This window comes from Ruegeria lacuscaerulensis (assembly GCF_013031245.1).
In the GTDB taxonomy this organism is placed as follows: domain Bacteria; phylum Pseudomonadota; class Alphaproteobacteria; order Rhodobacterales; family Rhodobacteraceae; genus Ruegeria; species Ruegeria lacuscaerulensis_C.
This window is the reverse complement of the sequence record NZ_WPZL01000001.1, coordinates 380025-404803: the sequence shown is the minus strand read 5'-3', so window position 1 is coordinate 404803 and position 24779 is coordinate 380025. Positions and strand designations below refer to the sequence as shown.

The window sequence follows — 24779 nt, the reverse complement described above, 5'->3', positions numbered from 1 at the left end:
GTATCTTATTGGTGAAGGTCAGATTTTCAAAACGGTGCTGTCTGGCAAACTTGAACCTGTCTCAGGTTGACCAGTGAGGCTGTCCTATATGCCCCTCCAAGATCGCGTCACGTGGCAAGAGCGGCGGAACGTGTCAGCGTGAACGTATCTTTCCCAGTATGAGACCTTTTTAGGTTGAAGTAGTAACCGATCGAGAGATGACCGGCAGCGAGTTGTGCAGGCTTTGCACGCGCGGTGGCTACGAGTGTCCCTGCCCGCTTCAAGTCAAGTTCTTCTGACTAGGCCGGGTACGAAACCATGTCTGTTCCAATGCTATTCGGGATCATTTACATAGCTAAGCATGAGATCACTCATCGAAAAAGCGTCCGCGTTGACTAGTACCACGATCTCCGGAACAGAGCCGCTACGGGGCGGAAGCCTGTCCAGCGTGATCCGCCTGCTCACCTCTGACGGCAGGAGTTTTGTCGCAAAATCGGGCCCCATGGTAAAAACCGAAGCGCAAATGCTGAATGCGATCAGGTCTGCCGGTGCACCAGCCCCCCAAGTTGTTGCGGTTGCGTCTGGCATTCTGATCCTCGAAGATCTGGGGCCGGATGATGGGCCGGAAAACGCCTGGGGTTCTCTCGGCCACGAACTAAAACACCTCCATGCAACGAAAGGTCCATATTTCGGTTGGGCGGAAGACCACTCTTTCGGAAAGGTGAATATCCCAAATGAACCGGTCCGCTCCTGGCCAGGGTTTTGGGCTGAGCGTCGGCTGTTGCCATCCTGTTCTGAAATCCCTTTCGATCTCGCCCGGAAGGTCGAAGTACTGGCGAACCGCATTGACGATTTATTGCCAGAACACCCACCTGCGGCTTTGCTGCACGGCGATCTCTGGGTCGGAAATGTCATGGCGCGCGACGGGCGGATTACCGGTTTGATCGATCCCTCCGCGTATTACGGCGATGCCGAGGTCGATCTTGCCATGCTTTCACTCTTCGGAAGTCCCGATCAGAAATTTTGGCAGGCTTACGGTGACATAAGGCCGGGGTTTGCCGAGCGCCGCCCAATTTACCAACTTTGGCCCGCGCTCGTGCATCTTAGGCTGTTCGGTGCCGGATATCGCAGCCTGGTCGAACAATGCGTGTCTCAAGCATGTTGATTCTGGCAACCTGTAAGAACCCGTGACAGCCTTTTACCGACACTGATTGAACAATCCTCTTCAGGGGCTGCTGATGTCAAAAATTGCCGACAAGCCAGCTGCTGATCCGTCCGGAATGCTGCTACACGCGCTGGCCCGGCCAGCGCTTTGATCGCCCGCGCCACGTTTGCAAGTTGGTGACAGTATGAAAAGCGCTTATGCTGGCAGGGTATTCCAGGCCAAATATTAGGAGGAAATGTTATGTCCGTCCCAAATATTGTAAGCGTTATCGGGTACTTTTCGATCCCCGCTGAACATGCAAACGCCTTTCGCAAGAATTGCGCCGATATGATTGAACTGCGCGATCAGGAGAGCGGCCATTTGGCCTCCGCTTACAGTTTTGGCACCGATGGGTCCGCAGTGTCTCGCGAAGACTATGACAGCGCCGACGCGGTAATCCGGCATATGGAATTGGGCAGCCACATTTTTGAAAGCACGCAAGAATTGGTCCAAATCACCGGGGTTGAATTGAATGGGCCCGAGGCTGAGCTTGAGAAACTGCGCGACCTGTTCAGCGGGATGTCACCCAGAGTTTATGTGACCGAATTTGGATTCCGGATCTAGTGTCAACGCTGGTGAGGAAACGGGGAAATCGGTGACTTCACCTTGGCTTCGACTGAACTCGTCAATTTGACAAAAGAATTATAGTCGCGAAAATGGCGGTACTCATACGCAATTGGCGGAGACAGGTCATATGATGGGCCGTAGACGCTTTGTGACCCGCATGATCCCGACTACTTTGTGGACAGGCGTTTTTATGCGCGGCCTGTCTCGTAATGCGGAGGCAAAGACCGTCGAACAGACCAGTTTCAAGCTATTCACACAAAATGAAGCCGAAGTTCTTGCCGCATGGTGCAACGTCATTGTTTCGGGGGCTCAGCAAGCCGGAGTGGCACAATTCGTCGATCAGAGCCTTTCAGGGGATCAGGCATCGTCATTGCTGCTTTTAAGGTATCTAAACGCAAACAACATGGCTGACTTTTACCGAAAGGGCATCCTTGGGATCGACACAGAAAGCCGCAGTCGGTTTGGTTTTCCATTTTTACAGCTGACCGGAAGCCAGCGAAAAGAAATGATTGCGGCTGCTGTTGCGTCCAAAATGCAGGTCTGGCGAGATCCCGACCCGAACTTCTTTTACTTCATCTCACGCAGTGACGCGGTGGATGTAGTTTATGGCACCCAAGCCGGGTTTGCGGATCTGGGAATACCTTATCTGGCCCATATTCCGCCACCCAAACCCTGGTAGCGCGAAACGTAGAATGAGACCACCCAGAGCTGCGAGGACCGATGACAGAGATTTCACACGAAAAGGTTGAAGTCGTCATTGCCGGTTCTGGCATTGCTGGCAGCACGATGGCGGCCGAGCTGGGCGAGGCAGGGTTCAGCGTACTGGTTCTGGAGGCTGGGCCTGAACGTCGGCTTTCAGACATGATCAGCTCGCAGATCTGGTCACGGCGCCTCAGGTGGGCCGGACCCGAGGTTCAGGAAACTGGTGATCTTGTGGGGGCCGCAAATTTCGCAATGGGATGGGGCACCGGCGGAGCAGGCCTGCATTGGTACGCCAACTGGTATCGGCTGCATCCGGATGACTTTCACGTCCGCTCACAATATGGGCGCAGTTTGGACTGGCCCATCAGCTATGATGATCTGCGGCCTTGGTATGATCACGCCCAGGCCTATTTTGGTGTTTCCGGGGACGACGACCCCAACGCCCCTCCGGGTGCACCGTATCCGATGCCGGCCATTCCAATGTCCAGCCAATCCACGGCCATTAAGAGGGGCTTTGATGCCGAGGGGCTAACGCTCACGTCTAACACTCTTGCGGTCAATAGTGTTCCATACGATGGCAGGGCTGGCTGCATTCTTGACGGTTGGTGTGATGCCGGTTGCCCGATCGGAGCGCTCGCAAACCCACTTGTTCTGCAATGGCCACGCGCCAAAAAAGCTGGGGTTGAACTGCGCCACAACGCCTATGTTGCACGTATCGAGACCGACTCCGCTGGATCGAAAGCAACCGGAGTTATTTACATCGATGAGAATGGGCAGGAGAACTTTCAACCCGCCGATATCGTCATTTCCGCCTGTCACACCATTTGGAATGCCCGCCTGCTGTTGCTGTCATCCGATGACACTCATCCAAACGGGTTGGGCAATGGCAGCGGTACGTTAGGTCACTATTTCACGTCCCACGCTCTCACAACAATCCATGGTCTGTTTGAACAGGAAACGGAACCGCACACCGGTGTTTCTGGGGCAAATACCCTGTGCCTCGACGGATATGACAACAAACAGCCCGCAAAAGACGCGTTCGGCAGCCGGGCATGGCTTGTGGGGCAAGCGGCAAAACCAAATGACCTGTTGGGAACGGCACTGGCGAAACCCGAGGTATTTGGCGCTGCGCTGGATGACTATCTGCGCAAAGCCAGTTCGCACTACGGAAACATGACAGTGCTCTGCGAAGAGGACAGCATACCGGAAAACCGCATTACCCTCGATCCGTCAAAACGCGATCGCTTTGGGTTGCCGCAGGCACATGTCACCAACTCGCTTCCGCGGGCAAATGTCGTCAGGTCGGAAATTGCCAGGTCCGAAGGCTTGCGCATCTTCAAAGCCGCTGGAACCAGTGAGGCGTGGGCTGGCCCTCGGAACCCCATGCACATGATCGGTGGCACCATAATGGGTAGCGACCCATCCTCATCGGTGACCAATTCCTTTGGACAACTGCACGAGGTCGAAAACGTGTTCGTTGCAGGCGCGAGCCTGTTTCCTACGCCAGGAGCTGTTAATCCAACGTCAACACTGGCTGCACTCGTCTTCCGTGTGGCGGATTATATTCGCACCAACCGATCTTCACTGCTGCCCTAAAGCTCACCGCGCGGTGGCTGTGCTCGTCCCATACCGGTAAAGCATCCAAAAACACTTGGAAACAACTACGCTATGCGCTGTCTGGCGACCAGAACAGTCTGTGGCTGGGCGTGCAACCTGAACAGTCTCTGTTTCGGAACGGCAAAACAACCAACAGGAATTGCGGTACAATTCCAGGGCAGAAAACACAAAGGTAATAAAACGGGTATGAGTGGCGGTGCTGTCAGACGAACTCGAACCAGTCTCAGCTAGACCAGTGAGGCTGTCCTTTATGAAACGCCTAGCTCGCGCCACTCGGCAAGAGCGGCGGGCCGTGCCCGCCTCAAGACAAGGTCTTCTGACAAGACCCCGAGAGTGGCGAAAGTACTGGTTCCTGAAGTACCGCAAAAATTAATAGCATTTTTTCAGAATACTTTTACCATGTGGTCAAATTTGGGGGAAAGGGTGAATGCTCGACATCATCATCAGACAGGCCAGCCTGCGGGGTGGTCGCGAGCCGCTGGATATTGCGATCAAGGGTGACCGCGTTGCGGAAATTGCCGCTGACATCAAGGCTGAGGCGCGCGAAGAGATCGACGCGGCCGGCCGCTTGGTCTCGCCCCCGTTCACCGACCCGCATTTCCATATGGATGCGACCCTCAGCCTCGGGCTACCGCGTATGAATGTCTCGGGTACGCTGCTGGAGGGAATCTCGCTTTGGGGTGAGTTGAAGCCCTTGCTGACACCCGACGCGGTGATTGAGCGCGCAATGCGCTATTGCGACCTTGCCGTGTCGCAGGGGCTGCTGGCCATCCGCTCGCACGTGGATGTTTCAACCACGCCATTGGTCGGAGTTGAGGCGCTACTGGAGGTGCGCAATCAGGTCGCCCCCTATATCGATCTGCAGCTGGTGGCATTCCCGCAAGATGGTCTCTACCGCTCAGAAAACGCAGAAAAAAACCTGATCCAGGCGCTCGATATGGGTGTCGATGTGGTGGGTGGAATCCCGCATTTTGAACGCACGATGTCAGAAGGGGCTCGATCGGTCACGCGATTGGCCGAGATAGCGGCAGACCGCGGTCTAATGCTGGATCTGCATTGCGACGAAAGCGACGACCCGATGTCGCGTCATGTAGAAACTCTCGCCTATGAGACCACTCGCCTGGGGCTTGGGGGCCGTGTCACGGCAAGCCACGTCACCGCGATGCATTCGTATGACAATTACTATGCTTCGAAGCTTATTCCGCTGATCGCTGAAAGTGGCATGAACGTGGTACCAAACCCTCTCATCAACATCACGCTTCAAGGCCGCTCAGACACCTATCCGCGCCGCCGGGGTCTGACCCGCGTGCCAGAGCTGCGCGCGGCAGGTGTAAACGTCGCCTTCGGGCAGGATTGCACCATGGATCCATGGTATTCGCTTGGGTCCGCCGACATGCTGGAAGTGGCTCATATGGGCGTGCATGCAGTGCCGATGACATCCCGCGAAGCGATGGAGTGGGCGTTTACTTCCGTCACCCTGAACGGCGCCAAGGCCATGGGGCTGCCCGATCCGGCAATCCGCGAAGGCGGCCCCGCCAATATGGTTGTGCTGCAAGCGCGGGATCCGATTGAAGCTGTTCGGATGAAAGCCACCCGCCTTGTCGTTATCAAGAACGGAATGGTGCTGGCCCGCACCGAACCACGATTGGCCGAGCTCTCTTTGCCCGGTCGCCCCACCACCCTGGACCCCGCAGATTATGCGCCCAGGCCCAATACTCAGGAAGCTTAAGAACAAGAACAATTGCCACCAACAGAAGAGGATCTACCAATGAAACTCACCACAACCCGCCGTCAACTGATGGTCGGCGCAGCGGCCGCGTTGGCCCTGCCGGCCTATGTCCGTCGCGTGAACGCGCAATCGGCGACCCGTGTCGCCGGCGTGCATATGTCTCCGGTCGAAAACGCGTGGAACAGCCGTATCCACCTGGCGATGCAGGAGGCCGCCAATGCTGGTCTGATCGAATATGAGTTCTCGGAAGGTGTGGCTCCGACCGACTATCCCCGCGCGATGCGTGAGTATGCCGAAGGTGGTGCGCAAATCATTTGGGGCGAATCCTACGCCGTGGAACGCGAAGCGCGTGAAGTGGCGGGCGATTATCCGGACACTGCGTTTCTGATGGGGTCTTCCGGTGGGCCGGAAGGTGACAACTTTGGTGTATTCGGGACCCGCAATCACGAGGCAGCCTATCTGGCTGGTATGCTCGCGGGCCAAATGTCCGAAAGCAATGTCTTCGGTTCGGTCGGCGGGTATCCGATCCCCGAAGTGAACCTGCTAATCAATGCCTTTCGAATGGGCGTGAGTGAAGTGAACCCCGATGCGACCTTCGTCAACGGTTTTATCGGTGCATGGTTTGACCCGGCCCGTGCGCAGGAAGCTGCGATTGCCCAGATCGATGCGGGCGCAGATATCCTGTTTGGTGAGCGGATTGGCACGGCAGATGCCGCCCAGGCGCGTGGCGTGAAGGCCATTGGTTCGCTTATCGATTATACACCGCGCTATCCCGGCACGGTATTTGCCAACGCGATCTGGAATTACGGTCCTACCATCGAGGCCATCGTGGCGGATGTACAGGCCGGAAATCCAACCGGCCGGAACTACACGGAATATTCATTTATGGCCCATGGCGGCAATGAGCTGATCTATGTCGCTGATGAAGTGCCTGCCGATGCCATCCCGGCGATGGAGGCCAAACAGGCCGCGATCCAATCCGGTGAATGGGACGTACCGATCGACGAAAGCGAACCCTCCTGATCCCGAGGGCTTTGACGTGACCGACGCCATGGCTCTTGCAGCTGCCATTACGGCTGGGCAGACCACTGCCAGCGACGTGATGGAAGCTAGCCTTGCCGCCTGCCGCACGCAGGCGGATCTGGGGGCCGTGGTATATCTGGATGAGGATATGGCCCGCGCGGGGGCAAAGGCGGCAGACACATTGCCATATGACCAGCGCGGGCCCTTTCACGGGGTTCCGTTCTTGGTGAAAGATCTCGGTGGTTTTGCAAAAGGGTTACCGGCTGCGGCAGGATCTGCCGCAATACAGGCGCAAGGGCGAAAACCCGACCGCGACAGCCACCTGTTGCAGTATCTGCGCCATACAGGCCTGATCCCTTTCGGTTTGACCGCGACACCCCCATTCGGTCTTTCCCTGACATGCGAACCTGATGGTATGCCTGCCGCCCGAAATCCTTGGAATCCCGCGCTGACCCCGGGTGGCTCATCCGGTGGTGCGGCGGCTGCGGTGGCAGCCGGTATCGTTGCCATTGCCCACGCCACGGATGCAGCCGGATCCATCAGGGTACCCGCTGCCTGCTGTGGTTTGACGGGGCTCAAGCCTTCTCGTGGCGCGGTGCCCGGCGGCCCTGATTTTGCTAATCATTTGATGGGGATAGCGTCTGAACTGGTCTTGGCGCGGTCGGTTCGCGACGTTGGGGCCGCCTTTGGCGCTGTAGTTCAGCCAATGGCCCCGGTACGTCTGCCAGAACGCCCCCGTATCGCGGTGGCATTGCCGGATCGTTGTGGAGCTGACCAATGCAAAGCAGCGAAAGGTGCTGCCGACGCACTGCGCGACGCAGGCTGTGAGGTGCATGATATTCGTGCCCCCGACCGGCTCGGGGCCGAGGCTCATGCAATTGCCCAAACCATACTGGCTGTATCGTTGGCCGAGTGGCTGACTGCGCTCAGGATCTCCGATGGCCAGGTTCCACCGCTTGCCGCGGCCATGGCTGCCGAGGGCCGTGCGACACCGGCCACCGAGCTTTTTGCGGCCTCACGACAGCTTGCGCGCCTGACAAATCGCTCTCGCAAGCTTTTCAAATCCGCCGATGCTGTCCTGATGCCGGTCCTCTCATCTGTGCCGCCCGTTGTTGGCACTTTGGACCTGTCCGGCTCCTCCCCTGACGACCACATGGCGCAGCTGGAGGCTTTTGCCCCAAACGCCGCGCTTGCCAATGTAGCGGGCCTGCCTGCTTTGGCGTTGCCTTTTGGCATGGCAAACCGCCTGCCGCTGGGTGTGCAGCTGACCGGACCGCCCGGCGCGGATTTATCGCTGCTGAAACTCGGTGCACTGATTGAGGCCCGCGCGCCCGCAATTTCCTTTCCATCCCCAATCGCAGGCCTGCCCTCATGAACAAGGTTCTGGAACTACAAGGCATTACCAAGCGTTTTGGAGCGCTTACCGCCAATGATGATGTGACCCTGACACTGGCAGAAGGGGAGATCCTTGCGCTGCTGGGCGAAAACGGCGCGGGCAAGACGACACTGATGAACATCCTTTTCGGCCATTACGCGGCCGACGAAGGTTCTGTACGGGTGTTCGGCAAAGAGCTGCCTCCGGGCCTGCCGCGCGCAGCGATCGAGGTGGGCGTGGGTATGGTTCACCAGCATTTCACTCTCGCGGGCAACCTTACGGTTCTTGAAAACGTAATGCTTGGTTCTGAACCCCTGACACGCGCATATTCTGCTCGTGGCGAGGCCCGCAAAAAATTGTTGCAGATCGCAGACCGGTTCGGCCTGCCTGTGAACCCAGAGGCCAAAGTTCGGTCGCTTTCCGTGGGTGAGCGCCAGCGGGTCGAAATCCTGAAAGCGCTCTATCGCGACGCGCGCATACTGATCCTGGATGAACCAACTGCGGTACTGGCCCGGCCCGAGGCGATGCGCCTGTTCGAGACGCTGCGTGAGATGACGAACGAAGGTCTCTCGCTTATCTTCATCAGCCACAAGCTGCATGAAGTCATGGCTGCTTCTGATCGTGTGGCGGTGCTTCGTGGCGGCAAGATGGTTGCGGAGCGCAAGACCTCTGAAACCAACACCGGAGAACTTGCAGAACTGATGGTTGGCCGCAAAGTGGAACGGCCTGTACGCCATGACCACGAGATCGGCGCGCCGATTCTGATCGCAGATAAAGTGCGCGTGGAAGATGAGGACGAGGTGCGGCTTGATGACGTGTCCTTCACCGTCCGTGCAGGTGAAATCCTTGGTATCGTCGGCGTCTCAGGCAATGGTCAGGCGACACTCGGCGGGTTGCTGTCTGGGTTGGCCCACCCGAGTGCCGGGCAGTTGACACTCCTGAACGAAGATATCGGCCATCTGGGGCCGCGCGGGATGATACGCGCAGGCGCAGGCAGAGTGCCGGAAGACCGCCATGCAGAAGGTGTCGTGGGCGAGTTGAGTCTGTGGGAAAACGCAGTGCTTGAACGACTGCGCACACCAGAGTTTTCGCGCCGCGGCTTTGTCCGGCAACGCGCCGCCCGCGACTACACCTCAGGTCTGATCGAACGCTTTGATATCCGGGGCGCCAGTCCAGACACACGAACAAGGCTGCTGTCCGGCGGCAATATGCAAAAGCTGATCCTTGGTCGCGTCCTGACCAACGGGCCGCGCTTTGTACTCGCCAACCAACCTACGCGAGGCCTTGATGAAGGGGCAATTGCCGCAGTTCATGCCGAGCTTTTGGCTGCGCGGGCCGAAGGTGCTGCGATCCTGCTTATCTCGGAAGAATTGGAAGAAGCCGTGGCCCTGTCAGACCGTATCCAGGCCATCGTCAAAGGTCGCTTGTCGGAACCCATATCCGCCGACGAGGCTGATCCACAACGCCTTGGCTTGATGATGGCGGGTGTCTGGAAGGAAGATGATGATGCGGCTTGAACGACGCACACATGTGCCGCTGCACCTTGTGATCATTGCGCCGCTGGCCGCGATCTTTACCGCATTGTTTTTGGCTGCGGGCCTTATCGCAGCTGCGGGGGTCAACCCACTCACGGCTTACGGTGAAATGTTGACCGGTGCGCTTGGTTCACGCCTTTCGGTCACCGAAATGCTGACCCGCGCCACACCGCTTATCTTCACCGGGCTCGCCGCAGCAGTCGCCTTCCGCGCACGACTTTGGAACATTGGCGGTGAGGGGCAGTTCTTCGTTGGCGCGCTGATCACAGCGTGGATCGGTCATTCACTCGGGTTTCCAGGGTGGATCGGTATTCCGATATTGATGTTGGCAGGCATGGCGGCAGGCGCGGCCCTGTTGGCAGGACCTGCCTTTTTGCGCCTACGTTTCGGAGTGGATGAGGTGGTGACAACCCTTCTGCTCAATTTCATCGTAATCCTCTTCGTAGGCCTCATGATCGAAGGTCCGATGCGTGATCCAATGGCCTTTGGGTGGCCCTCTTCTGTGCCAGTAGACGGGGATTTTCGCCTGCCGGATCTGATCCCGCGCACGCGTCTTCATATCGGGCTGCTGTTTGCAATCGCTGCAGCAGGCGCCGTTTGGCTGATCCTTGCACGTACCGTTTTTGGGGCTGAAACGCGCGCCGCGGGTTTAAACGCCAGTGCCGCCGCATTTGCAGGTATTTCTCTGCCCCAAACGATAATGGGTGTGGCCCTGCTTTCGGGCGCTTTGGCGGGGCTAGCAGGTTCTGTCGAAGTCATGGGCGTTACAGCAGGGGTCACCACCACGATGAGCCCCGGATTTGGTTATGCAGGCATTGTTGTTGCAATGCTTGCCGCATTGCATCCCGCCGGTGTGGTCGCCGCCGCTGTCTTCGTCGCTACCGTCTTTGTCGGGGCCGATGCCATGAGCCGGGCAACCGGCGTTCCCAGCTTCATTGCTGATGTGATTGTGGCGCTCTGCCTGCTCACCATGATCGTGGCTCTTCTTTTCACAACCTACCGGGTGCGCCGATGAGTGATGCAATTGATCTGCTGCTGAATACCAGTCTCTGGGCTTCCGTGCTGCGTATTGCGACGCCGCTGATTTTTGGTGTCCTTGGCGCGTTGCTCTGCGAACGCTCGGGCGTCCTCAACCTCGGTATCGAGGGGATCATGACCATGGGAGCGATGAGCGGTTGGCTTGCCGTCTACATGGGCGCACCTTTGCTTGTGGGCCTCGTGATTGCGGCCCTTTGTGGTGCTGTGATGGGCTTGTTGCACGCCACACTGACGGTTCCGTTGGGGCTTTCGCAACATGTATCGGGGCTTGGCATAACGCTCTTTGCTTCGGCGCTGGCCTATTACCTCTACAGGCTACTTGTCGAAGTGGGTGATCTCCCTCCGACGATCGAGGCATTCCAGCCACTTAATGTTCCGGGACTTTCCGATATCCCCATTCTGGGTCCGATCCTGTTTTCCCAGGCTCTGCCGACCTACCTGGCGCTCTTTGCGGTGGCTGTGATGGCCTATGTTCTTGGCCGCACGCCGCTTGGATTGGCCATTCGCATGACTGGTGAAAACCCTCATGCGGTTGAGGCGCAGGGGCTGAACCCCATCCGCATCCGCATCGGCGCAGTTGTGGTTGGATCCGCTTTGATGGCGGTGGGCGGGGCTTTCCTGACGACTACGGCGTTCAACAGCTTTTTCCCAGGTATGGTTCAGGGGCGCGGTTGGATTTGCATTGCTCTTGTTGTTTTTGCCAGCTGGCGACCCGGCAAGGCGCTTATCGGAGCGGTTCTGTTTGCGTTTTTTGATGCATACCAACTGCGGCTGCAAACAGCGATCGAGGGTGTGCCCTACCAACTCTTCCTGATGGCCCCCTATGTGCTTTCCATCGTGGCGCTCGTCCTTGTCGCCCGCCGGGCAGAAGTGCCTGCAGCGCTGATGGCACCCTATCGGCGCGGTGAACGCTAGTAGCTTGCGTCCGTGCTTTTGACTCAGAAAGGGTGAGCTATTCGGAATGTGTATCTGCCTAAGGAAACCATGAGCAGCCGGGCATTAGACTTGCAGTCGCAATCCGCAAACCTCCAGCCAGCAACCAGCACCGTGCCCACCTTAAGCCCTGTTCAACTACAATTCCCTTCGCTAAAACCTCACGCTGTTTCGTGGTTAATCACCTCTGATTACAAAGATTACTCTCCTAGTTTGCCACAAAACCAAGAACCTGATTAGTTCGAATTGTGCTGAACATGCCACCGTTTCATAAAATATCATTTTATTTCAATCGCATAAACCGCGAAGCCTATCCGCGACCAAATTAATACCCTGAATATGAACCAGTTTACTTTGGCGAGAGTGAACTTCTGGCAATATGATATCTGTGTGTTGTTAGTGAGTACGCAGATGTATTTGGCCAAGTTCGAAGGGCACTGTAGTGCCGTCAATGACATCCGAATGGATGAGTTTGCCCGAAATTACCCGCTGCTGGACGATAGCGCGGTACATGCCCGATGGAAGTCAGGCTCTTGGCAGATCACGCGGATAGGCGATATCTGGAAGAGAACCGGGAAAATCTTCGCCGTACCCTATGACGGGGCCGAAACGTATCCGTCCTTCCAATTTGATGAAGACGGAACTCCGCTTCCTTTAATGGAACCAATTTTGGAGGCACTACCCGAAGAAGTGACGCCGTGGCAATGTGCATTTTGGATGACCACACCCCATGCCGAACTTGGAGGTGAAACCCCGGCAAATTGCCTTCAAACTGGCGATGGTCGGGTTGTCGACGTGGCGAGTTATGCGGGCGCAAGGCTATTGCGTTAGACACTTGCAATACGTTGTTTTCCCACAAAATCGGCAGTAGCCGTTGAACGATCACCCCGCCAACTTTTGCTCCGTGGACAAAGCCACCTGCCCGCTTTCTGCTTCTCCGTCGCACCGAGTACTCTGAGTGCAACCTGGTATGACACCAAGCGATCCGTGACGACTTCATCCGCCGCACCGTGTCGTTGCATCAGTTTCTAGAGGAATTTCAAAGCTGCCTGCTTGGCCCGTCGTTTGGTGACAATGGCTTCAAGCACTTCGCCTTCATGATCAACGGCGCGCCACAGGTAGTGCCGCTTGCCATTGATCTTCACGTTAACTTCGTCCACATGTCATTTCGACTTTGAGTATGCCCACAACAGCTGGACCTGTATTCTTCGGATTTCTGATGCGAACATGGGGTCGAAGCAGTTCCACCAGCAGCGAACAATTTAATGGCATACTTCGATGCCACCTTCGTGGAGCAGATCTTCCACATATCGAAGCGACAGAGGAAGTCGAACGTAAAGCAACACCGGCAAGCGGATGTTCTCGGAACTGGTCTTGAATTCCCTGAATTGTGATCGTTTATTCATAAACCGAGGCTACGAAAGCCCCCGGCCCGCCTCAAGACAAGCTCTTCTGACAAGACTCTTCTTGAAACTCCCACACGAATTGTATACCGATGCATACAACAGTGGTCTAATTGAGTGCCCCACTCCCCACAAATCAGATGAATCATACAAAGCGGAACCAGCCATGAGCCAGTATTCAGACTATTTGGATGAAATCGAAGCGCGCAAAGAACAGGGCCTGAGCCCCAAACCCATCGATGATGGCGCGCTGATCAAGGAAATCGCCGAACAAATCAAGGACGCCAGTCATCCGCATCGCGCGGACTCGCTGCATTTTTTCATTTACAATACGCTGCCCGGCACAACCAGCGCTGCAGGTGAAAAGGCGAAGTTCCTCAAGGCGATCATCCTTGGTGAAGTGGTTGTAGAAGAAATCACGCCGACTTTCGCGTTCGAGTTGCTGTCTCACATGAAGGGTGGCCCGTCGGTGGAAGTGCTGCTGGATATCGCTTTGGGCGCGGATCAGGTTCTTTCGGTCCAAGCTGCCGAAGTCCTCAAGACACAAGTGTTTCTGTATGAGGCTGACACAGACCGGCTGAAAGAAGCCTTTGAAGCGGGCAACAAAATTGCTGCCGAAATTCTGAAAAGCTATTCCAAGGCCGAGTTTTTCACAAAGCTTCCCGACGTAGATGAAGAGATTGAGGTCGTCACCTATATCGCCGCCGAAGGCGACATCTCGACCGACCTTCTGTCTCCGGGTAACCAGGCGCATTCACGCTCAGACCGCGAACTGCACGGCAAGTGCTTGATCTCGGAAGCGGCACAAAAGGAAATCGAGGCGCTCAAGCTGCAGCACCCGGGCAAGCGCGTGATGCTGATCGCGGAAAAGGGCACGATGGGTGTCGGTTCTTCGCGGATGTCGGGTGTCAATAACGTGGCACTGTGGACCGGTAAGCAGGCCAGCCCCTATGTGCCCTTCGTCAACATCGCGCCAGTCGTGGCCGGCACAAACGGCATATCCCCCATCTTCCTGACAACCGTGGGCGTGACCGGCGGGATCGGGGTCGATCTTAAGAACTGGGTCAAGAAGGTTGACGAGGACGGCAAGGCGATCCTCAACAATGACGGCAACCCGATCCTCGAACAGCGCTATTCGGTCGAAACCGGCACTGTCCTCAAGATCAACACAAAAGAGAAAAAGCTGTACAGCGCCGATGGCAGCCAGGAACTGGTCGACATGGCTGGCTCTTTCACTCCGCAGAAGATGGAATTCATGAAGGCCGGCGGCTCATACGCCATCGTCTTTGGCAAGAAACTGCAGACATTCGCCTGCGAAACGCTTGGCATCGAACTGAAATCTGCTTTCGCCCCGGCAAAGGAAATCAGCCACGAAGGACAGGGTCTGACCGCGGTCGAAAAAATCTTCAACGCCAATGCGCGCGGCACAACGCCGGGCAAAGTGCTGCATGCCGGTTCGGACGTGCGTGTCAAAGTTAATATCGTGGGCTCTCAGGACACCACGGGCCTTATGACCAGCCAGGAGCTTGAGGCCATGGCCGCAACGGTGTTGTCGCCCAGCGTGGATGGCGCCTATCAGTCCGGGTGTCACACAGCGTCGGTCTGGGATCTAAAGGCACAGGCCAACACGCCGCGCTTGATGGCCTTTATGCACAAGTTCGGCCTGATCACCGCACGGGACCCCAAAGGGGTCTATCACTCGATGACGGACGTCATTCACAAGGTGCTGAACGACATCACCGTCGACGACTGGGCCATCATCATCGGAGGTGACAGCCACACACGGATGTCCAAGGGCGTGGCGTTTGGCGCGGATTCGGGCACGGTTGCCCTGGCGCTCGCCACCGGCGAAGCGACAATGCCGATCCCAGAGTCTGTCAAGGTGACCTTCAAGGGTGAAATGGCGCCGCACATGGATTTCCGTGACGTGGTGCACGCCACGCAGGCTCAGATGCTGGCCCAGCACGGCGACAATGTTTTCCAGGGCCGTATCATCGAAGTGCATATCGGCACGCTTCTGGCGGACCAGGCCTTTACCTTTACTGACTGGACAGCCGAGATGAAGGCCAAGGCCTCGATCTGTATCTCCAACGATGAGACGCTGATCGAGTCGCTGGAAATCGCCAAGTCCCGTATCCGGATCATGATCGACAAAGGCATGGACAACGATGTCCAGATGCTGAAAGGTCTGATCGACATTGCCGACAACCGCATCGCGCAAATCCGTTCGGGCGAGAAGCCGGCGCTGCGGCCCGACGACAATGCCAACTACTTCGCCGAAGTCGTGGTCGACCTGGACCAGATCATCGAACCCATGATCGCCGATCCGGATGTGAACAACGCCGATGTCTCCAAGCGCTATACGCATGACACGATCCGCCCGATCTCGTTCTACCGCGCAGAAAAGAAGGTGGATCTGGGCTTTGTCGGCTCGTGCATGGTGCATAAGGGGGACATCAAGATCGTCGCTCAGATGTTGCGCAATCTCGAGGCACAATATGGCAAGGTCGAATTCCAGGCACCCTTGGTGGTGGCTGCGCCGACCTACAACATCATCGACGAGTTGAAGGAAGAAGGCGACTGGGCGATTCTTCAAAAATACTGCGGGTTCGAGTTCGACGATGCAGCGCCCAAGAAAGTGGCACGAACCGAGTACGAAAACATCCTCTATCTCGAACGTCCGGGCTGCAATCTTTGCATGGGCAACCAGGAAAAAGCCGCCAAGGGTGATACTGTTCTGGCCACCTCCACGCGCCTTTTCCAAGGCCGGGTTGTTGCGGACAGCGAGACAAAGAAAGGTGAATCTCTTCTTGGTTCGACACCGGTTGTTGTTCTGTCAGCGATCCTGGGTCGTACGCCAACGCTTGAAGAGTACAAAGTGGCTGTCGAGGGTATCGATCTGACCAAATTTGCACCGCCACTGGAAAAACCTGCCATGTCCCGTTCGGCGCACTTCTAAATTCCTATTTCGGGCGCGGCGGCAACGAGCCGCGCCCGTTTAGAGTACCGCGCAGTAGGAGCCGTTGAAATTAGCCTCGGCCACCCAAGCCCCACATGCGGCACCGCATCGGACACTATTCCAGACGCGCGGTCGCAACCCACGTGAAAAGCCAATCAGGAAAAGTTGCATCGGCGCGGACCATGCAACGTTCCTTGTCTTGTCTTCCAGTGTAGGTTACCGAATAGGATTTCAATGCCCCAGAACGTGCTTCGGGATGGTGTCCGCAAACGCGTTCCTTTCGACCTGTGCACCTGCCTTGATGATGCTGCGATTGCAGAAACGGGGCTTTTTCGGCATCGGCGGAGGCACAATAACTCCAGCAATCTCAGACCAGTTTCGTTTGCTCTGCCTGCAAGAACCCTGGGTACCCCCGCACGCCTCAAAGCGATTTACTTTGACAAGACCGTGCCCCGCCACAACATGGGCGTATCTGTAGGCTTTGCCGCCTGCTCGAGAATCTTGGCGATCAGCCCATGGTTCGGGGATTTTCCGCAAACCGGATCCGGGGCCGATGCGTCTCCGGAGATTGCCAGCGCCTGGCAACGACAACCACCGAAATCGATTTCCTTTCGGTCACAGCTCTGACACGGATTGGGCAACCAGTCGGTGCCGCGATAGGCATTGAACGCCGGGCTATCGAACCAAATCTCCGCCAGCCTTCGATCCTTTACGGATTCGAATGTCAGGTGCGGAATACTCTCGGCCGCGTGGCACGGAATCACCGTCCCGTTTGGCGTTACATTCAGCCCGGCCGATCCCCAACCGCCCATGCAGGATTTGGGGAAATCCGCATAATAATCAGGCGGTACGAAGTCGAAGGCTAACGTCCCGCGCAGCCGCTGCTCGGCCTCGGCCACGATACGTTTGGCGTCGATGGTCTGCTCGCGCGTTGGCAACAGGTGATTGCGGTTCTTCGTGGCCCAGCCGTGAAAATGCACGCAGGCCACTTCAAGCCGGCGCGCGCGCATCTCGACCGCCATTCGATGGTGCGTTCCAGATCGTCCAGGTTATGCCGGTGCATCACCGCATTCAGCGTCAGAGGAATTCCCCGGCCCCTGATGTCGGCCGCCACCTTCATCTTGCGATCAAACCCGCCCGGGTATGCGTCACAACTAATCTCTTATGGCACCATTCCGATGGTTTTTCTGCTGCTCGCCACCCTGATTACGTTGCCGATGGTGTTTTCCAGGTCGAGTGCCGCGCCATATCCAAAAGTGGCACCAGAAACAGACGATGCCGAACTTCTGACGCGACTGGAGAATCTGATGGAGAAGCATCAGTTGTACCTTGAGCCCAACATTACCGTACAGCGTCTTGCCAGACGCCTGAGTGTTCCCGCCCGCGACGTGTCCGCTGCGGTTAACAGAGCGCAGGGAATGAACATGTCGCAGTTTGTGAACCGGTTTCGCCTGGCTCATGCAGCACGCTTGCTGGCCGACACAGATCAAAGCGTTACCGAGATCACGACGCAATCCGGGTTCATGTCGCGTTCCAATTTTTATCGCGAATTCAGAAGAGTGTATGGACAAGCGCCCATCGAATATCGCGCATCCGGAAAACAGCGATCTGATGCTGTTGTTCAACCATTGAAATCCGATGTGACCTGGGCACAAAGCTCTTAGCTTGGGTAAGTAATATCTGAGCGAGCATTCGGCCCCAAGCGGTCACACGATCAGGTGACGTGATGCCGCGGTGCGGCTCGTCATTGCAGGCAACAGCGAAATCAAGTCATAAGCAAGCTCACACGTCGCGGTAAAAGCTGCTATTCAACTGCCGTTGGCGCCTGGGGGTTCGTACGGCTGCAACATTGGAACCCATCGTGGCACCGCCGCCTTGTACCGCAGGTACTCCTCGCCAAAGCGTCGTTCCAGCCCCGGCTCTTCTACGAATATGAAGTATACCGTATTGAGGAGAAAGAACACTAACGCCCAGCCGAGCAGGAGCGGGCTGTTCAACGCCACGGCTTCAGCCAAAATCATCAGGATGACCGATGAAAGCATGGGATTGCGCACATAGCGATAAGGTCCACTGACCACAAATCTCTGAGGTGGGTCCCACGGTGCAGGAGTTCCGTAACCCTCAAGAACAAACAGTTTCATCGTGATGGCAGCCAAGGTAAGCGCGGGGACAGCCAACATCGCCGCCACAGCCCAATGGAGACGCGTTCCCACACTTGCGCCAAATGGCCATCGTTCGCTGAACCATTGGATCAAAATCGGGATGTAGATCAGTGCTGTACCCGGAAGGATAAGTACCGCTTTAGTCATGCGCCAAAACATAGAGGAATCTTACCGCATCTTGTCGATCATCGGGATCGCTCCGCACTTTATTTTCATTAGCAAAAATCACTGGACGCGATAGTCATCGCCCAGAGGCTTTGGTAATTCGCACATTTCTGTCTTTGAGTTGTTCATCTTGGTGACCTGAATTGCTACGGTTGCTATTGAGGCAAAATAGCAGGACAACGCGATGCGCAATGCAATCTTCTTGCCCCTAGCGGCATTGTTCTTGGGGGCCATCTTGAACGTCGAACCAGCAGCCGCTGCCTCGCTCGGAAGATACGAGGTATTTGGCGTCGAAAACGGTGACATGCTGAAAATGCGGGCTGGGCCTGGTACAGGCTACATTGTGATTGTTGGTTTGCCAAATGGAACCGCCTTACGAGTTCACAGTTGCGAGCAAACCGGTGGCACCCGATGGTGCCGCGTTTCCTTGGAGCGCGCACGTGGGCTTAAGGGATATGTATCTTGGGCATACTTGCGAAAAATTTGAAACAACGGTGATCAGCGTTATCAATTAAACTGCATCCATGAAGTGTCGACAGAAGAGGCCCTCTCCGTCTAGTTGGAACTACTTAACATGAGCTTTGAACTGACATGCGAGCCACAATGGAGTCGGCCCTTCAATTGAATCGGTGAAGTCACTTGCGGCCCATAAGAGACATTCAACACCCAATCGCAATGCCTCGGTCGCAGCCCGCTTAGCCGACATTCGCCGCGCATGCGAATATCTAAGATTTTCGAACTCACAGTCTGTGCAACTTTGCTGCCGTTCTCTGCGCTTAGGCCAATGTCCGGATTTGCTGATTTGTAGTGTTAAGGTGCAATTTGGCGTCACTACTGCTATCTCAACTCAATTTGTTGCCTCTACCGCCAAGACCGCAGCGGGCAACGTGGTGGTCCTAACGTCTTATTGAACCATCTCGAGCGTCGGGCTTTGACGTACCAATTCATTGACAACTTCAGATAACGCCGTTTCAAACCCATTCAAAACTTCTGTTTTTTCCTGGGAAATCGGATAAAGCAAACCAAAGGTCATCCAGCGTTCAGGTACTACCGGTACGAGAGCAAGTCTGGCTAATCCGCCTTGTGCTGCGACCAACTCATCCGCGATAGTGATTCCGGCGCCTTCTGCAACCAGTGAACAGGCAAGTTGCGACGCAGCGACCTCGCAGGTTTGCCTTGGAGTAACGCCCTCTGAGCGGAAGATGTCATCCAGTTGATCGCGTAGCAGCAGCCCATGCATAAGCCGTATGACCGGATCTCCGGCAAGATCGCTCGCGTTAAGCTGATGTCGTGCGGCAAGCGGGTGGTCTGCGGGTAATACCGCCTGTGCGCGAACTCTAAGAAGGGGTTTGGTCAGGATGCCGGGGTGATCGACTGGCAACGCACCGATTCCGATATCGTATTCTCTCCCAGCCAGCCACTTACCTGCTTCCCGCCTTGCACGAACATCCAGACTGACATTGGTTTCGGGATTGACGTTCAGGAACCTTGCGACGGCCGGGGCTGAAAGCGATTGGGCAATCCGGGGCATCGTCACGATGCGCAGGGTTTCAGTGCGCCCGGCACGGATTTCAGCGGCGATGCGCGGAACTTCATCCAGATTATCCAGAATCCGGCCCGCTTCCCTGTAAAAAGCAAGCCCCTCTGGTGTTGGTGTCAGAGTGCGGCCACTACGGTCAAACAGTTTGAGTTTCAGTTCCGCTTCCAGTCCAGAGATCAATCGGCTGACTGCCGGTTGACTCAGGTACAAAATCTCGGACGCCGCGACCAGGGACCCCTCTGATAACGTGGCCGTGAAGGCGCGCAGTGCTTTGATGTTCATCCCTTCGACCTTTCACTTTTTGCAAGAGTAGATAACATCTTTGCATTTTTAACAATCCTCATTTGCGAATAGGCTTAGGAAGACTGAGTTAGGGAGGACCCAATGAAACGTCGTACTATACTAAGCACTGCTCTGGCGGCTCTTGCCGTTGCCGCGACAGCCACTGCCGGTTTTGCGGCTGACTGGCCAAAACGTCCGATCAACCTTGTTGTACCTTACAAGGCCGGTGGCGGCACCGACGCCTATGCCCGCGCCATCTCGGCTGCGGCCGAAGGTATTCTGGATGTCCCTGTCGTGGTGGTGAACAAGCCCGGTTCGGGTGGTCTGAATGGTGCCAACTCGGTCGTGGGTGCACGTCCTGATGGCTATACCATGATGATGACCTCGGGCGGTTCGTTCCTGTTGTCGACGATGACGCGCGACACCGATATCGACGCTTTGGAAAGCTTTGATTTTGTCGCACAGGTCGGCCAGTTACAGACCTCTTTGATGGTGCCCAAAAACAGCCCGTTCCAGTCGGTTCAGGACGTGATAGACGCGGCCAGGGCCGATCCGGGCAGCTTGCGTTGGGCCCATTCGGGTCGTGGTGGCTTCCACCATGTCGGCGGTCTGGGCTTCCTGGCCAACAATGGCATCGAAGCACAGGATGTGCCGTTCAAAGGAGGCGGGCCGACCCGTGCTGCGCTGATCGGTGAACAGGCCGATTTTGGCTTCCTGGGCGTTCAGCAGCTTGCCGGTTTTGAAGACCAACTGCGCGCACTGGCCGTCAACAGCCAGGAACGCGATAGTATCATGACCGATGTTCCGTCCTTTGGTGAGCTGGGTATTCCCTTTGCCGCCGTCTCCTCGCCGGTGATCGTATTCGCCCCGAAGGACACGCCGCCGGAAGTTGTTTCCGCCATGGAAGCAGCACTTGAGCAGATCGCGGCCAAGCCTGAATTCGCCGAACTTCTGGCCTCGCGCGGGTCCGGCCCGGTCTATCAGAACGGAACCGACGCGAAGGCAACGCTGACCTCGATGAAAGAGGCCGCCGCTCCACTGGTCGAAAGCCTGACAAACTAAACCCGAATGGACCGGGTTGGTTCTGCCCGCCCGGTCCCAATTCGGACTACGCATAATTCAGGGAGGAAGTCATGCGCGCCTATGCTGAAGGTCTGGTGCTTGCGGCCATTTCATTTGTGGCCATCTGGGGAGCCTGGCAAGTGCCTGCGGCCTCACCCGGAGATACCTGGGCCGGGATTGTGCCCTTTGCCGCCTCTGTCGCTCTGCTGGGGCTGTCGACCCTCCTGATCGCGGGCGCATCGCGTCAGCCTGCGGCGGCGGCGCCGACCGCCTCGGACAACGGCGCAACTTTTCAGATCGTCGTGCTGTTCATCATCGCGCTGATCTACCAGCAGTCGTTCCGCTGGTTCGGCTATCTGCTGCCCACTGCAATTGTAGCGCCCGTGGTGCTTTACATGTTCGGCGTGCGCAATTGGGTCGGGTTGGCCATATCGGTCGTTGCCTGCCCGTTATTCTTCCACCTCATCTTTTTCGTGCTGCTTGGCGTCTTTCCGCCCTATGGCGAAGTGTTCGACCTGCTCAGCTGGATACAGGGGTAACATCTCATGGAAATCTTCCCAGCCCTTCTTTCGGTAATCAGTGACCCGATGCTGTTGTTCGCCATCGTGCTTGCCGCCGCTGTCGGCATGATCGTGGGTGCGACTCCGGGCCTGACCGCTTCGGCCGCAATTGCGATGCTGCTGCCAATTACCTTTTACATGTCGCCGCTATTTGCGCTGGCCTTCCTCTACGTCATCGGCAAATCGGGTCGCTATGGCGGCTCCATCGCCGCGATCCTGTTCAACACGCCGGGCACGGCGGCCAGTGCGGCGACGCAGATCGACGGCTATCCGCTCGCCCGCGCCGGGAAGGCCGGCAAAGCGATGAAGGTCGCTACGATCTCGTCGATCATTGGCGATCTTATGGGGGACATCCTGCTGGTTGTCGGCGTCGGTTACATCGCCGCCATCGCGCTCAAGCTGGGGCCGCCAGAGACCTTTGCCATCTATTTCGCAGCTTTTGTGGTCATCGGGTCGGTGATCGGAAAATCCATCGTCAAGGGGCTGGCTTCGGCGCTGTTGGGCATTCTGGTCGCTATGGTCGGCCTTGATCCTATTTCCAGCGAAGAGCGATACACCTTCGGCTCGTTCGAATTGTCGAACGGTATCGGCTTGGTACCGCTGATGATCGGTGTGTTTGTTCTGGGTGAGGTTTTTGCCCAGCTCGAAGAACGCCGTAAGGTAACTGGTGAGACCAAGGAAAACGAAAGTTCGGCGGATGGCAACGAACTGACATGGGAAGAATACAAACCCTGTCTACCCCATGCGCTGCGCGGCGGCCTTATCGGCGCGGGCATTGGCGTATTGCCGGGCCTGGGTTCGGCGATTGCGGCCTTTATATCCTACGGTGAGGGCAAACGACGTGCCAATAACCCCGAGCAATGGGGAAAAGGCGCCTTGGAAGGCGTGGCCGCACCCGAGTCAGCGAACAACGCGGTTTCCGGACCGTCTATGGCACCGCTTCTGACGCTGGGCATTCCGGGTTCGACCATTGGCGCGATCCTATTGGGTGTGTTCCTCATCCACGGCATTCAGGTTGGCCCGACACTGTTCCTGACGGACAAGGAACTGGTCTACAAACTGTTCGCCTGCGGAATGCTGGGCATCATCGCCTATGGAGTGATCGGCTATTTCGGTGCCACGCAGGTGGCCCGGCTGATCCTTAAGATCCCGACCAACGTGCTTTATCCACTGATCTTCATGACCGCTTTCGTTGCCGCCTATTCGGCACGCGGATCGATGTTTGACGTCACCGTGATGACCTGTGCCGGTTTTGTCGGTTGGCTGATGCGCAAATACGACTTCAACATCGCAGCTTTCGTGATCTCGTTCGTACTGGCCAAAGGTGCCGAGGAAACCTTCCGCCAGGCGCTGCTTATGTCCGATGGCGGGGCGATGATCTTCGTCGAGCGGCCCATCGCACTTGCCTTCATTCTTGTGGGCGCCGGCGCTATCGCCTTCCGTATCCGCGGTATAATGAAAGAGCGCAAACTGGCGGAGGGAGGTTTGGGCGATGCTTGAGTTCGGCATTTACCGCGACTGTTTCTCCAGCGCGGATATGCGCGCGATCTGGTCCGAACACGCCACCATCTCGGCCTGGCTGAAGGTCGAGCAAACGCTGGCGCGAAGTCAGGCCGCGGCCGAGCTTATCCCCGCCGAGGCTGCGACAGCGCTCGAAGCGATCTCGGTGTCTGATCTCAACCAGAACCAGCTGCGTGATGATATGGCACTGGTCGGACGGCCTATTGTCGGGCTGGTCCGACAATTGAGAACACTGGCGGGGGAGTATGGAAGGTTCGTCCATTTCCGCGCCACGACCCAGGATATCATGGACACAGCCGTGAGCCTGCAGATGCGGCATGGGCTGGAGCAGGTCCGCACCGGGGTCGCTCGACTTATCGAGGGATTGGACCGGCACATCGGACTGCATGGCAGCACCAGGATGATGGGGCGCACCAACGGGCAGTACGCGGTGCCGATCCGGCTGGAAACTAAACTGCAGGTCTGGCGATCCGAACTAGTGCGCCGCCTTGCAGCCATTTCGGACGCTGCCGGGCGTGGCCTGAATGCTCAGATCGGCGGTCCCGTGGGGGATCTGCAGGCCTACGAAGACGGCGATGGTCACGCGGTCAAACGTGCCGTTGCCGCCGCACTGGGGCTGCACACAGTCGAGCCGCATTGGCAGAATTCCCGTGATGGTGTGGCTGAGATTGTGACCATGCTTGGCGGGCTCTGCAGTACCCTCTGCAAAATTGCGCACAACATAAACCTGCTGTCATCTTCGGATATTGGTGAGATTTACGAGCGCCCTGAGGATGGTAAGGGCGCTTCGTCGGCAATGGCGCACAAGAAAAACCAACGAGCCTCCGAATTCGGTGAGGCGGTCGCCCGTCTTGGTCGCCAGCGCGCCGAACAGATCGGTGAGCTTACACTGCACGAACACGAGCGTTCGGGTGGTGCGTGGATAGCCGAATGGCTAGTGGTGCCTGAGTCCTTCCTGCTGACTTCTGGCGCATTGAAGTGGTCAGATCGCATGTTCCGGTCTCTGGTTGTTGATGACAATGCAATGAAGAGATCAGTCCTGATTGAATTTCAGAACAAACAGGCGAAACCCAGTTGAAGATGAAAGGGCAATTGCAGACGTTCATGCCGAGCGCAGCATCAGTCAAATTGGGCTCTTCGCGGCCATCGGAGCCGATGCAGAATCTGAATTGCGGGATATCAGGGACGCCATCGTGGACGGCCCATAAGAGAAATTGAACCCGACTTCAGGATGCTGCTGCGCGGCCCGTCAACCTTGCCATTCGCTGCCACCGCGAAAACGAAGCCTAGCCGAACGCACAATCTGCCAACAAAGCTCACTTTCACCTGTCTGGGATCAAAAACTGCTGCCAGCCCAAACCGGGCATTGATTGCCCGAATTGGGGTTCTCCAAGATGCGCAGTGAAGCTGCCATAAGAGTAAA

At 56.8% G+C, this 24779-nt stretch carries 21 protein-coding genes and 2 pseudogenes; 18 read left to right on the top strand and 5 right to left on the bottom strand.

Features of this window, described 5'->3' with window-relative positions; translation table 11 throughout:
• Positions 1-340: 340 nt before the first annotated feature.
• The 11 genes from GOX66_RS02015 to GOX66_RS01965 all read left to right on the top strand — a co-directional run bounded on the left by GOX66_RS02015 (position 341) and on the right by GOX66_RS01965 (position 12533).
• Positions 341-1144, top strand: a complete 804-nt coding sequence (locus GOX66_RS02015; RefSeq protein ID WP_170759081.1) for a fructosamine kinase family protein — start codon at positions 341-343, stop codon at positions 1142-1144.
• Between the two features lie 240 nt (positions 1145-1384).
• Positions 1385-1747, top strand: a complete 363-nt coding sequence (locus tag GOX66_RS02010) for an antibiotic biosynthesis monooxygenase (RefSeq protein WP_170759079.1) — start codon at positions 1385-1387, stop codon at positions 1745-1747.
• 130 nt (positions 1748-1877) lie between these two features.
• Positions 1878-2429 carry a gluconate 2-dehydrogenase subunit 3 family protein gene (locus GOX66_RS02005; protein ID WP_170759077.1) on the top strand — a complete coding sequence of 184 codons (552 nt, stop codon included), beginning with the start codon at positions 1878-1880 and terminating at the stop codon, positions 2427-2429.
• A 41-nt stretch (positions 2430-2470) separates the two neighbouring features.
• On the top strand, positions 2471-4048 hold the full coding sequence (locus GOX66_RS02000) for a GMC oxidoreductase (RefSeq protein WP_170759075.1): 1578 nt from the start codon (positions 2471-2473) through the stop codon (positions 4046-4048).
• Positions 4049-4496: 448 nt separating this feature from the next.
• Positions 4497-5798: an amidohydrolase family protein gene (locus GOX66_RS01995; protein ID WP_170759073.1), complete on the top strand. Its 1302-nt coding sequence runs from the start codon at positions 4497-4499 to the stop codon at positions 5796-5798.
• 39 nt (positions 5799-5837) lie between these two features.
• Positions 5838-6821 (top strand): BMP family protein, encoded by a 984-nt coding sequence (locus GOX66_RS01990; RefSeq protein WP_170759071.1) that lies wholly within the window; start codon positions 5838-5840, stop codon positions 6819-6821.
• A gap of 16 nt (positions 6822-6837) precedes the next feature.
• A complete protein-coding gene (locus tag GOX66_RS01985; protein ID WP_170759069.1) occupies positions 6838-8196 on the top strand; it encodes an amidase family protein in 1359 nt (452 codons plus the stop codon).
• The gene (locus GOX66_RS01980; protein WP_170759066.1) at positions 8193-9713 is read left to right on the top strand and encodes an ABC transporter ATP-binding protein; all 1521 of its coding nucleotides are present in this window, start codon (positions 8193-8195) and stop codon (positions 9711-9713) included. Before GOX66_RS01985 ends, GOX66_RS01980 begins: the two co-directional genes overlap by 4 nt.
• Positions 9703-10746: an ABC transporter permease gene (locus GOX66_RS01975; protein ID WP_170759064.1), complete on the top strand. Its 1044-nt coding sequence runs from the start codon at positions 9703-9705 to the stop codon at positions 10744-10746. Before GOX66_RS01980 ends, GOX66_RS01975 begins: the two co-directional genes overlap by 11 nt.
• Entirely contained in the window at positions 10743-11684 is a 942-nt protein-coding gene (locus tag GOX66_RS01970) for an ABC transporter permease (RefSeq protein ID WP_170759063.1), read from the top strand. The genes GOX66_RS01975 and GOX66_RS01970 overlap by 4 nt, the downstream gene beginning before the upstream one ends.
• A gap of 357 nt (positions 11685-12041) precedes the next feature.
• Positions 12042-12533 (top strand): antitoxin Xre/MbcA/ParS toxin-binding domain-containing protein, encoded by a 492-nt coding sequence (locus GOX66_RS01965; protein ID WP_170759061.1) that lies wholly within the window; start codon positions 12042-12044, stop codon positions 12531-12533.
• Positions 12534-12613: 80 nt separating this feature from the next.
• On the opposite strand, the pseudogene GOX66_RS01960 reads toward GOX66_RS01965, so the two are convergent.
• A pseudogene (locus GOX66_RS01960) lies at positions 12614-13108 on the bottom strand (IS6 family transposase); the annotation flags it as partial.
• A gap of 163 nt (positions 13109-13271) precedes the next feature.
• Here GOX66_RS01960 and GOX66_RS01955 point away from each other — a divergent pair.
• Positions 13272-16064, top strand: a complete 2793-nt coding sequence (locus GOX66_RS01955; protein WP_170759059.1) for a bifunctional aconitate hydratase 2/2-methylisocitrate dehydratase — start codon at positions 13272-13274, stop codon at positions 16062-16064.
• Positions 16065-16495: 431 nt separating this feature from the next.
• Here GOX66_RS01955 and GOX66_RS01950 read toward each other — a convergent pair.
• A pseudogene (locus GOX66_RS01950) lies at positions 16496-17208 on the bottom strand (SPASM domain-containing protein); the annotation flags it as partial.
• On the opposite strand from GOX66_RS01950, the gene GOX66_RS26125 reads away from it, so the two are divergent.
• A complete protein-coding gene (locus tag GOX66_RS26125; protein WP_336508941.1) occupies positions 17090-17728 on the top strand; it encodes a helix-turn-helix domain-containing protein in 639 nt (212 codons plus the stop codon). The pseudogene GOX66_RS01950 and the gene GOX66_RS26125 overlap by 119 nt on opposite strands.
• A gap of 144 nt (positions 17729-17872) precedes the next feature.
• Here the strand turns inward: GOX66_RS26125 and GOX66_RS01940 are convergent, their stop codons facing one another.
• Together GOX66_RS01940 and GOX66_RS25735 are read right to left on the bottom strand one after the other, a co-directional pair.
• Complete coding sequence (locus GOX66_RS01940; protein ID WP_170759055.1) at positions 17873-18385, bottom strand: methyltransferase family protein; 513 nt, start codon at positions 18383-18385, stop codon at positions 17873-17875.
• 66 nt (positions 18386-18451) lie between these two features.
• Positions 18452-18697, bottom strand: a complete 246-nt coding sequence (locus GOX66_RS25735) for a hypothetical protein (RefSeq protein WP_237212463.1) — start codon at positions 18695-18697, stop codon at positions 18452-18454.
• Here GOX66_RS25735 and GOX66_RS01935 point away from each other — a divergent pair.
• Positions 18594-18878, top strand: coding sequence for an SH3 domain-containing protein (locus GOX66_RS01935; RefSeq protein ID WP_237212454.1), 285 nt, complete (start codon positions 18594-18596; stop codon positions 18876-18878). The genes GOX66_RS25735 and GOX66_RS01935 overlap by 104 nt on opposite strands.
• 417 nt (positions 18879-19295) lie before the next feature.
• Here GOX66_RS01935 and GOX66_RS01930 read toward each other — a convergent pair whose 3' ends face one another.
• The gene (locus tag GOX66_RS01930) at positions 19296-20213 is read right to left on the bottom strand and encodes a LysR family transcriptional regulator (RefSeq protein WP_170759052.1); all 918 of its coding nucleotides are present in this window, start codon (positions 20211-20213) and stop codon (positions 19296-19298) included.
• Positions 20214-20315: 102 nt separating this feature from the next.
• Here GOX66_RS01930 and GOX66_RS01925 point away from each other — a divergent pair, with 102 nt between their 5' ends.
• From GOX66_RS01925 to GOX66_RS01910, 4 genes are all read left to right on the top strand, one after another.
• On the top strand, positions 20316-21275 hold the full coding sequence (locus GOX66_RS01925; protein ID WP_170759049.1) for a tripartite tricarboxylate transporter substrate binding protein: 960 nt from the start codon (positions 20316-20318) through the stop codon (positions 21273-21275).
• Between the two features lie 71 nt (positions 21276-21346).
• Positions 21347-21814: a tripartite tricarboxylate transporter TctB family protein gene (locus tag GOX66_RS01920; protein WP_170759047.1), complete on the top strand. Its 468-nt coding sequence runs from the start codon at positions 21347-21349 to the stop codon at positions 21812-21814.
• 6 nt (positions 21815-21820) lie between these two features.
• Complete coding sequence (locus GOX66_RS01915) at positions 21821-23335, top strand: tripartite tricarboxylate transporter permease (RefSeq protein ID WP_170759045.1); 1515 nt, start codon at positions 21821-21823, stop codon at positions 23333-23335.
• Positions 23328-24434: a lyase family protein gene (locus GOX66_RS01910; protein ID WP_170759043.1), complete on the top strand. Its 1107-nt coding sequence runs from the start codon at positions 23328-23330 to the stop codon at positions 24432-24434. The genes GOX66_RS01915 and GOX66_RS01910 overlap by 8 nt, the downstream gene beginning before the upstream one ends.
• Positions 24435-24779: the final 345 nt, after the last annotated feature.

Coding starts and splice junctions, on each gene's coding strand:
- GOX66_RS01955 (WP_170759059.1), top strand. CDS start 13,272: ATGAGCCAGTATTCAGACTATTTGGATGAAATCGAAGCGCGCAAAGAA.
- GOX66_RS01920 (WP_170759047.1), top strand. CDS start 21,347: ATGCGCGCCTATGCTGAAGGTCTGGTGCTTGCGGCCATTTCATTTGTG.
- GOX66_RS01965 (WP_170759061.1), top strand. CDS start 12,042: ATGAACCAGTTTACTTTGGCGAGAGTGAACTTCTGGCAATATGATATC.
- GOX66_RS01925 (WP_170759049.1), top strand. CDS start 20,316: ATGAAACGTCGTACTATACTAAGCACTGCTCTGGCGGCTCTTGCCGTT.
- GOX66_RS01930 (WP_170759052.1), bottom strand. CDS start 20,213: ATGAACATCAAAGCACTGCGCGCCTTCACGGCCACGTTATCAGAGGGG.
- GOX66_RS02010 (WP_170759079.1), top strand. CDS start 1,385: ATGTCCGTCCCAAATATTGTAAGCGTTATCGGGTACTTTTCGATCCCC.
- GOX66_RS01990 (WP_170759071.1), top strand. CDS start 5,838: ATGAAACTCACCACAACCCGCCGTCAACTGATGGTCGGCGCAGCGGCC.
- GOX66_RS26125 (WP_336508941.1), top strand. CDS start 17,090: ATGGTGCGTTCCAGATCGTCCAGGTTATGCCGGTGCATCACCGCATTC.
- GOX66_RS01910 (WP_170759043.1), top strand. CDS start 23,328: ATGCTTGAGTTCGGCATTTACCGCGACTGTTTCTCCAGCGCGGATATG.
- GOX66_RS01940 (WP_170759055.1), bottom strand. CDS start 18,385: ATGTTTTGGCGCATGACTAAAGCGGTACTTATCCTTCCGGGTACAGCA.
- GOX66_RS02000 (WP_170759075.1), top strand. CDS start 2,471: ATGACAGAGATTTCACACGAAAAGGTTGAAGTCGTCATTGCCGGTTCT.
- GOX66_RS01980 (WP_170759066.1), top strand. CDS start 8,193: ATGAACAAGGTTCTGGAACTACAAGGCATTACCAAGCGTTTTGGAGCG.
- GOX66_RS25735 (WP_237212463.1), bottom strand. CDS start 18,697: ATGTCACCGTTTTCGACGCCAAATACCTCGTATCTTCCGAGCGAGGCA.
- GOX66_RS02015 (WP_170759081.1), top strand. CDS start 341: ATGAGATCACTCATCGAAAAAGCGTCCGCGTTGACTAGTACCACGATC.
- GOX66_RS02005 (WP_170759077.1), top strand. CDS start 1,878: ATGATGGGCCGTAGACGCTTTGTGACCCGCATGATCCCGACTACTTTG.
- GOX66_RS01975 (WP_170759064.1), top strand. CDS start 9,703: ATGCGGCTTGAACGACGCACACATGTGCCGCTGCACCTTGTGATCATT.
- GOX66_RS01995 (WP_170759073.1), top strand. CDS start 4,497: ATGCTCGACATCATCATCAGACAGGCCAGCCTGCGGGGTGGTCGCGAG.
- GOX66_RS01970 (WP_170759063.1), top strand. CDS start 10,743: ATGAGTGATGCAATTGATCTGCTGCTGAATACCAGTCTCTGGGCTTCC.
- GOX66_RS01915 (WP_170759045.1), top strand. CDS start 21,821: ATGGAAATCTTCCCAGCCCTTCTTTCGGTAATCAGTGACCCGATGCTG.